Origin of the sequence: Brevibacterium permense (assembly GCF_025506275.1) — a bacterium.
Taxonomy (GTDB): Bacteria; Actinomycetota; Actinomycetes; order Actinomycetales; family Brevibacteriaceae; genus Brevibacterium; species Brevibacterium permense_A.
In genome coordinates this window covers 23,575-30,835 of the sequence record NZ_QYCP01000067.1, presented here as the reverse complement: position 1 = coordinate 30,835, position 7,261 = coordinate 23,575, and the positions used below count along the sequence as shown (strand labels likewise).

The window sequence follows — 7,261 nt, the reverse complement described above, 5'->3', positions numbered from 1 at the left end:
ACCCGGTCCCGCCCACGGCCTCCTGCAGGCCGTGGGCGGCTACCGGGAACGGGGTGAAATGTCAATGAATCCGTTCCGCAAGGCTCGCGCCCAGGCGTGAGAACCAGCGCGACGACAGGAGAAAATAGTGATTCAGCAAGAGTCGCGACTCAAAGTCGCCGACAACACTGGCGCCAAGCAGATCCTGGCAATCAGGATCCTGGGTGGCTCCGGTCGGCGCTACGCCTCGATCGGTGACACCATCGTGGCAACCGTCAAGGATGCAATCCCTGGCGGCAATGTGAAGAAGGGTGATGTCGTCAAGGCCGTCATCGTTCGCACTGCCAAGGAACGTCGTCGTCCCGACGGTTCGTACATCAAGTTCGATGAGAATGCAGCTGTCATCCTCAAGAACGATGAGGAACCGCGCGGAACCCGTATCTTCGGGCCCGTGGGACGCGAACTCCGCGACAAGAAGTTCATGAAGATCGTCTCCCTGGCACCGGAGGTGTTGTGAGCATGGCGAACAAGCTCAAGATCAAGAAGGGCGACCTCGTCCAGGTCATCGCCGGCGCTCGGCAGTCCCGTGGTGGCGATCGTGGCAAGCAGGGCAAGGTTCTTGCCGTCTTCCCCGAACGCAACCGTGTCCTCGTTGAGGGCGTCAACCGCGTGATCAAGCACAAGAAGGCTACGCAGACTCAGGCCGGCGGCACCGCTGGTGGCCGTGAGACCCACGAAGCCCCCATCCACGTGTCCAACGTGGCGCTCGTTGATCCCAAGGACAACAAGCCCACCCGCGTCGGATACCGCGAAGAGAGCGTCGAGCGCGACGGTCGTACCAAGACCGTTCGGGTTCGCATCTCGCGTCGCACCGGGGAGGAGATCTGATGACGGAAACAACCACCAGCCGTCCCGCACCGCGTCTCAAGCAGATTTACCGCGAAGAGATCGTTGCGAAGCTGCAGGAAGAGTTCAACTACGCCAACCCCATGCAGGTTCCCGGACTGACCAAGGTCGTCGTGAACATGGGTGTGGGTGACGCAGCACGCGATTCCAAGATGATCGAAGGCGCGATCAACGACCTGACTCTGATCACCGGTCAGAAGCCTGTCGTGACCCGTGCCCGCAAGTCCATCGCACAGTTCAAGCTGCGCGAAGGTCAGCCCATCGGCGCCCACGTCACCATGCGTGGAGCCCGGATGTGGGAGTTCATCGACCGCGTGATCACTCTGGCACTGCCGCGTATCCGCGACTTCCGCGGACTCTCGGATCGTCAGTTCGACGGAAACGGTAACTACACCTTCGGCCTCACCGAACAGTCCATGTTCCACGAGATCGATCAGGACCGGATCGACCGCGTCCGCGGTATGGATATCACCGTCGTCACCACCGCGGCAACCGACGACGAGGGACGTGCTCTGCTGCGTCACCTCGGGTTCCCGTTCAAACAAAAATAATCGCTACGTTGCAGGTCCAAGCACAGTACGTGGGCGGAAACCGTAACGAGGAAGGGCAAGTGCCCAAATGACAATGACTGATCCAGTCGCAGACATGCTTACGCGTCTGCGCAACGCCAACTCGGCTTATCACGAGGACGTCAGCATGCCGTTCTCGAAGCTCAAGTCGAACATCGCCGAGATCCTCAAGACCGAGGGCTACATCACCGGCTGGAGCGTCGAAGACGCCGAAGTCGGCAAGACTCTGCTCCTGGACCTGAAGTTCGGACCCAACCGGGAACGTTCGATCGCCGGCCTGCGCCGTGTGTCGAAGCCGGGACTGCGCGTCTACGCGAAGTCCACGAACCTGCCCAAGGTTCTCGGCGGCCTCGGCATCGCCATCCTGTCGACCTCGTCAGGCCTCCTGACGGACCGTCAGGCCGCCAAGAAGGGTGTGGGTGGGGAAGTCCTCGCCTACGTCTGGTAAAGGAAGGAGAGAAGAACATGTCACGTATTGGCAAGAACCCGATCTCCGTTCCCAGCGGCGTCGAGGTCAAGGTCGACGGCCAGGATGTCGCCGTCAAGGGACCTAAGGGCGAGCTGTCCGTCACCATCGCCGAGCCGATCACCGTATTGCTCGAAGAAGGTGTCATCACGGTTGCCCGTCCGGACGAAGAGCGCGAATCGCGTTCTCTGCACGGACTGTCCCGCACGCTCATCAACAACATGATCGTCGGTGTGACCGATGGCTACTCCAAGGCCCTCGAGATCGTCGGAACCGGTTACCGTGTCCTGGCCAAGGGATCGAACCTCGAGTTCGCCCTCGGCTACAGCCACCCGATCGTCGTCGAACCGCCGGAGGGAATCTCCTTCAGCGTCGACGGTCAGACCAAGGTCGCTGTCCACGGAATCGACAAGCAGCTCGTCGGTGAGACCGCTGCCAACATCCGGAAGCTGCGCAAGCCCGAGCCTTATAAGGGCAAGGGTGTGCGCTACGCCGGCGAAATCGTCCGTCGCAAGGTCGGAAAGGCTGGTAAGTAAAGATGGCCTTTGGCAAGAAGGAAAGCTACGGCAAAGGCAGGGCAGCTGCTCGCAAGCGTCGTCACGCTCGACTGCGCAAGCATGTCAGCGGCACGACCGAGCGCCCTCGCCTCTCAGTGACTCGCTCCACGCGCCACGTCTTCGTCCAGGTCATCGACGACACCGTCGGCAAGACCCTGGTCTCGGCCTCCACCATGGAAGCCGACCTGCGGACATTCGAAGGCGATAAGACCGGCAAAGCCCGCAAGGTGGGCGAGCTGGTTGCTCAGCGCGCCAAGGACGCCGGAATCGATTCCGTCGTCTTCGACCGTGGAGGCAATGCCTACCACGGCCGTGTGCAGGCAATCGCCGAAGGTGCCCGTGAAGGAGGATTGGCCCTATGAGCACTGAAGAGAACAAGGAACAGCAGGCAACTGCTGAGACCCGCACCGACAACAGCGGTGACCGTTCCTCCCGTGGCCGTGGCCAGGGTGGACAGGGCGGTCAGGGTCGCGGACGCGGCGAAGGCCGTGGACGCGGCGGTCGCAACGACCGTGAAGACAAGAACCAGTTCATCGAACACGTCATCACGATCAACCGCGTGTCGAAGGTCGTCAAGGGTGGACGTCGGTTCTCCTTCACGGCTCTCGTCGTGGTCGGAGACGGCGACGGCATGGTCGGCATGGGCTACGGCAAGGCGAAGGAAGTTCCTGCCGCCATCGCCAAGGGTGTCGAGGAAGCGAAGAAGAACTTCTTCCGCGTTCCCCGCATCCAGAAGACCATTCCGCACCCCATCCAGGGCGAGGAAGCCGCAGGCGTCGTCCTGCTGCGTCCGGCTGCTCCAGGTACCGGTGTCATCGCCGGTGGACCCGTTCGTGCGGTCCTCGATGCAGCAGGCGTCCAGGACGTCCTGTCCAAGTCGCTGGGCTCGGCGAACGCGATCAACATCGTGCATGCTGCGATCGCCGCGCTGAAGGGCCTTGAGCGTCCGGAAGAGGTTGCGGCTCGCCGTGGCCTGCCCGTCGACGAAGTTGCTCCGCACGCACTGCTGCGAGCAGCTGCTGAAAGTGGGGCGAAGTCCTGATGGCAAAGCTCAAGATTACTCAGCGCAAGTCCGCAATCGGATACCGTCAGAGCCAGCGTGACACGCTGCGTTCGCTCGGTCTCAAGCGGACCAACGACGTTGTGGTCCAGGAAGATCGCCCCGAGATCCGGGGAATGATCAACGCTGTCCGCCACATCGTGACTGTGGAAGAGGTCGATTGATATGTCGAACAACGACTCGCTGAAGCTGCACGATCTGCGCCCTGCTCCCGGAGCCAAGACCGCCAAGACCCGCGTCGGTCGTGGTGAGGCTTCGAAGGGTAAGACTGCCGGACGCGGAACCAAGGGCACGAAGGCCCGCTACCAGGTTCCGCACGGCTTCGAGGGCGGCCAGACCCCGATGCACATGCGTCTGCCCAAGCTGCGTGGATTCAAGAACCCCGCCAAGGTGGAGTTCCAGGTTGTCAACCTCGACAAGCTGTCCAGCCTGTTCCCCGAGGGCGGAGACGTCACCGTCGCCGATCTCGTGGAGAAGGGCGCTGTGCGCGCAAAGCAGCCCGTCAAGGTTCTCGGCACCGGTGAGATCACCGTTGCCCTGAACATCACTGCAGACAAGTTCTCCGGCTCCGCAGCCGAGAAGATCAAGGCTGCAGGCGGAAGCACCAACGAGGCCTGATCCGTTCCACTCGGAACGGTTTCCCGGCTTCAACGCTGGTCAAGGGGGCGGTCACTTCGGTGGCCGCCCCCTTTTGCAACCCTGAACTCCGGCGGCGGTGCGCCCCATACCAGGTCGAGACCGCCCAGACGCCCTCTAGAACACTGCGTGAAACCGCTCCGATGCCATCTCAACCCCTGTCTGAAACCGCTCTGTGACTGCCTCGAACACAGGTTGTGCCAAGTCGCCGTGGGGCTTCGCCGGTTTCGGCCTGGAGGGCATACCCTGGTAGTCTTTTGCAGGTATTTGTCTCAATCGCCAGGTCGCGACCACGACTCTGACTTTTCATCCCCCAACGAGGAGGACGCTTGATCGGCGCAATCCGGAGGGCCTTCAGAACGCCCGACTTGAGGAAGAAACTCCTCTTCACTCTGGGCATTCTTGTCATCTTCCGACTCGGCTCGTTCATTCCTTCGCCTGGAATCGACTACACCAAGGTGCAGGAATGCGTGGCTTCGCCTCAGCTCAATGAGGGCGGATTCGCCATGATCAACCTCTTCAGCGGCGGCGCGCTGCTGCAGCTGTCGATCTTCGCCCTGGGCATCATGCCGTATATCACCGCGAGCATCATCGTCCAGCTGCTGAGAGTGGTCATTCCTCGCTTCGAAGCCCTCCATAAGGAAGGCGCCTCTGGTCAGGCGAAGCTGACACAGTACACTCGCTACCTCACCATCGGTCTCGCGATCCTCAATTCGACGACCCTCGTGGCGACCGTGCGCTCGGGTGCACTGTTCGGCGACGTCCAGAACTGCCAGGACCTCATCGCCAACGACACCTGGTGGGGCATTGCCGTCCTCGTCCTCACTCTGACCGCGGGAACCGGCCTGATCATGTGGCTGGGCGAGCAGATCACCGAACACGGTGTGGGCAACGGAATGTCGCTGCTCATCTTCACGTCCGTCGCTTCTGCCTTCCCGTCCTCGCTCGGTGCGATCTTCCGCGAGCAGGGTGTCGACATCTTCATCATCGTCATGGCCGTCGGACTCGTCCTCATCGCCCTCGTCGTCTTCGTCGAGCAGTCGCAGCGCAGGATCCCCGTCCAGTACGCCAAGCGCATGGTGGGCCGTCGGATGTTCGGCGGAACGTCGACCTACATCCCGATCAAGGTGAATATGGCCGGTGTCATCCCCGTCATCTTCGCCTCCTCGGTGCTCTACCTGCCGAGTCTGATCTCGCAGTTCTTCGACCCGGAATCCAAGGCAGTCGAATGGATCAACACCTACTTCACCCGCGGTGACCATCCTCTCTACATCACCGTGTATGCGCTGCTGACGATCTTCTTCGCCTACTTCTACGTCGCGATCACCTTCAACCCTGAAGAGGTCGCGGACAATATGAAGAAGTACGGCGGCTTCATCCCGGGTATCCGTGCCGGTCGCCCGACCGCCGAGTACCTCAGCTATGTACTCAGCCGCATCAACTTCCCCGGCTCGCTCTACCTGGCTTTCGTCGCCCTCATTCCGCTGATCGCTCTGGTTCTCATCAACGCCAACCAGAACTTCCCGTTCGGCGGCACCTCACTGCTGATCGTCGTCGGCGTCGGCCTCGAAACGGTCAAGCAGATCGACGCGCAGATGCAGCAGCGCCACTACGAGGGTCTGCTGCGCTGATTCGACCGGACGCTGACGTTCAGCGGACATTCCATTGGAAGGACACCTTATGAGTTCACGCATCATCCTGATCGGCCCTCCCGGCGCCGGCAAGGGCACCCAGGCCGCACGCCTGTCCGAGGCGCTCGGCGTCCCGGCCATCTCGACCGGAGACATCTTCCGGGCGAATGTGAAGGGTGAGACCGAACTGGGCAAGCTGGCCAAGCGCTACATGGATGCCGGCGAGTACGTGCCCGACGAGGTCACGAACTCGATGGTCGCAGATCGTCTGGCACAGGATGACGCAGCCGAAGGCTTCCTCCTCGATGGATATCCTCGCACCAGCGCCCAGGTCGACGAACTCGACAGGATCCTCGCTGCAGAGGACAAGGCGATCGAGCACGTGGTCGAACTCACGGCCGACACCGACGAGGTCGTCGCTCGTCTCCTCGCTCGTGCTCAGACCGAGGGCCGCAGCGACGACAGCGAAGACGTCATCCGTCATCGCCTCGACGTCTACGAAGAGCAGACTCAGCCGCTGACCGATATCTATCGCAGCCGCGGACTGCTTCGGCAGGTCGACGGACTCGGCGAAGTCGACGACATCACCGAACGCATCCTCTCGACCATTCGATGATCTTCGGACCACGTATCGAGCTGAAGACTCCCGCAGAGCTTGAGCTCATGCATCGGGCCGGGCAGCTGACAGCAGACGTGCTCTCAGCGGCCCGGTCCGCGGCCGTCCCCGGAGCCACCACCGCCGAGGTGGACGCCGCTGCGGAGGCCGTCATCGACGCCGCCGGCGCCCGCTCGAACTTCAAGGGCTATCAGGGATTCCCTGCGGTCGTCTGCGTATCCGTGAACGAGGAGATCGTCCACGGCATCCCGGGATCCCGCGTCCTCGAAGCCGGAGACATCGTGTCGATCGACGGCGGTGCCGTCGTCGACGGCTTCCACGGGGACTCGGCCCTGACGATGATCGTCGGCGGCGAAGAAGCGGGCACTGCAGCCGACCGTGAGCTGTCCTCTGCCACCGAGGCGGCTATGTGGGCAGGCATCGCGGCATTCGCGACCGGTGCGAAGGTCAGCGATATCGGCGACTCGATCGATGACTTCGTCTCCGAAACATTCCCCCATCTGGGCCTTGTCGAGGAATTCACAGGACACGGCATCGGCACCTCCATGCATATGGCGCCTGAGGTCCTCAACTACCGGGCACGCTCGAACGGTCCGAAGATCAAGCCCGGAATGTGCCTGGCGATCGAGCCGATGCTCACCACGGGAGGTGCGGACACGCGCACTCTCGCCGACGACTGGACTGTCGTGACGGCGGATGGGTCACGGGCGAGCCACTGGGAACACAGCGTGGCCCGCCATGACGGGGGAGTCTGGGTACTCACAGCCGTCGACGGGGGAGCGGCCGGGCTGGCGCCGTTCGGAATCACTCCCGTGGCTCCGAAAGATGCCTGAGGGGAGAA

The 7,261-nt window shown here is 62.3% G+C and carries 12 protein-coding genes; all 12 read left to right on the top strand.

Annotated features, from left to right (window positions below; all coding sequences use genetic code 11):
- Positions 1–127: 127 nt before the first annotated feature.
- Positions 128–496 carry a 50S ribosomal protein L14 gene (gene rplN, locus D3I60_RS02540; RefSeq protein ID WP_025777921.1) on the top strand — a complete coding sequence of 123 codons (369 nt, stop codon included), beginning with the start codon at positions 128–130 and terminating at the stop codon, positions 494–496.
- 2 nt (positions 497–498) lie between these two features.
- The gene (rplX, locus tag D3I60_RS02535) at positions 499–867 is read left to right on the top strand and encodes a 50S ribosomal protein L24 (protein ID WP_262774589.1); all 369 of its coding nucleotides are present in this window, start codon (positions 499–501) and stop codon (positions 865–867) included.
- Positions 867–1,436: a 50S ribosomal protein L5 gene (gene rplE, locus D3I60_RS02530; protein WP_039206325.1), complete on the top strand. Its 570-nt coding sequence runs from the start codon at positions 867–869 to the stop codon at positions 1,434–1,436. The genes rplX and rplE overlap by 1 nt, the downstream gene beginning before the upstream one ends.
- A 67-nt stretch (positions 1,437–1,503) precedes the next feature.
- On the top strand, positions 1,504–1,902 hold the full coding sequence (rpsH, locus tag D3I60_RS02525; RefSeq protein WP_025777918.1) for a 30S ribosomal protein S8: 399 nt from the start codon (positions 1,504–1,506) through the stop codon (positions 1,900–1,902).
- A gap of 17 nt (positions 1,903–1,919) precedes the next feature.
- A complete protein-coding gene (rplF, locus tag D3I60_RS02520) occupies positions 1,920–2,456 on the top strand; it encodes a 50S ribosomal protein L6 (protein WP_262774588.1) in 537 nt (178 codons plus the stop codon).
- 2 nt (positions 2,457–2,458) lie between these two features.
- Entirely contained in the window at positions 2,459–2,839 is a 381-nt protein-coding gene (gene rplR / locus D3I60_RS02515) for a 50S ribosomal protein L18 (protein WP_092015640.1), read from the top strand.
- Positions 2,836–3,519, top strand: a complete 684-nt coding sequence (gene rpsE / locus D3I60_RS02510; protein ID WP_216657189.1) for a 30S ribosomal protein S5 — start codon at positions 2,836–2,838, stop codon at positions 3,517–3,519. Before rplR ends, rpsE begins: the two co-directional genes overlap by 4 nt.
- Positions 3,519–3,701, top strand: a complete 183-nt coding sequence (rpmD, locus tag D3I60_RS02505) for a 50S ribosomal protein L30 (protein ID WP_025777914.1) — start codon at positions 3,519–3,521, stop codon at positions 3,699–3,701. Before rpsE ends, rpmD begins: the two co-directional genes overlap by 1 nt.
- A gap of 1 nt (position 3,702) precedes the next feature.
- Positions 3,703–4,155 carry a 50S ribosomal protein L15 gene (gene rplO / locus D3I60_RS02500; protein ID WP_101546948.1) on the top strand — a complete coding sequence of 151 codons (453 nt, stop codon included), beginning with the start codon at positions 3,703–3,705 and terminating at the stop codon, positions 4,153–4,155.
- Positions 4,156–4,502: 347 nt separating this feature from the next.
- Positions 4,503–5,804 carry a preprotein translocase subunit SecY gene (gene secY / locus D3I60_RS02495; RefSeq protein ID WP_139468549.1) on the top strand — a complete coding sequence of 434 codons (1,302 nt, stop codon included), beginning with the start codon at positions 4,503–4,505 and terminating at the stop codon, positions 5,802–5,804.
- A 49-nt stretch (positions 5,805–5,853) separates the two neighbouring features.
- Positions 5,854–6,420 carry an adenylate kinase gene (locus D3I60_RS02490; RefSeq protein WP_262774587.1) on the top strand — a complete coding sequence of 189 codons (567 nt, stop codon included), beginning with the start codon at positions 5,854–5,856 and terminating at the stop codon, positions 6,418–6,420.
- Positions 6,417–7,253, top strand: coding sequence for a type I methionyl aminopeptidase (gene map / locus D3I60_RS02485; RefSeq protein ID WP_262774586.1), 837 nt, complete (start codon positions 6,417–6,419; stop codon positions 7,251–7,253). Before D3I60_RS02490 ends, map begins: the two co-directional genes overlap by 4 nt.
- Positions 7,254–7,261: the final 8 nt, after the last annotated feature.

Excerpts from the sequence above, each read along its gene's own strand:
- rplF (WP_262774588.1), top strand. The coding sequence starts at position 1,920 with ATGTCACGTATTGGCAAGAACCCGATCTCCGTTCCCAGCGGCGTCGAG.
- rpmD (WP_025777914.1), top strand. The coding sequence starts at position 3,519 with ATGGCAAAGCTCAAGATTACTCAGCGCAAGTCCGCAATCGGATACCGT.
- rplX (WP_262774589.1), top strand. The coding sequence starts at position 499 with ATGGCGAACAAGCTCAAGATCAAGAAGGGCGACCTCGTCCAGGTCATC.
- D3I60_RS02490 (WP_262774587.1), top strand. The coding sequence starts at position 5,854 with ATGAGTTCACGCATCATCCTGATCGGCCCTCCCGGCGCCGGCAAGGGC.
- rplE (WP_039206325.1), top strand. The coding sequence starts at position 867 with ATGACGGAAACAACCACCAGCCGTCCCGCACCGCGTCTCAAGCAGATT.
- rpsE (WP_216657189.1), top strand. The coding sequence starts at position 2,836 with ATGAGCACTGAAGAGAACAAGGAACAGCAGGCAACTGCTGAGACCCGC.
- rplR (WP_092015640.1), top strand. The coding sequence starts at position 2,459 with ATGGCCTTTGGCAAGAAGGAAAGCTACGGCAAAGGCAGGGCAGCTGCT.
- rplO (WP_101546948.1), top strand. The coding sequence starts at position 3,703 with ATGTCGAACAACGACTCGCTGAAGCTGCACGATCTGCGCCCTGCTCCC.
- map (WP_262774586.1), top strand. The coding sequence starts at position 6,417 with ATGATCTTCGGACCACGTATCGAGCTGAAGACTCCCGCAGAGCTTGAG.
- rpsH (WP_025777918.1), top strand. The coding sequence starts at position 1,504 with ATGACAATGACTGATCCAGTCGCAGACATGCTTACGCGTCTGCGCAAC.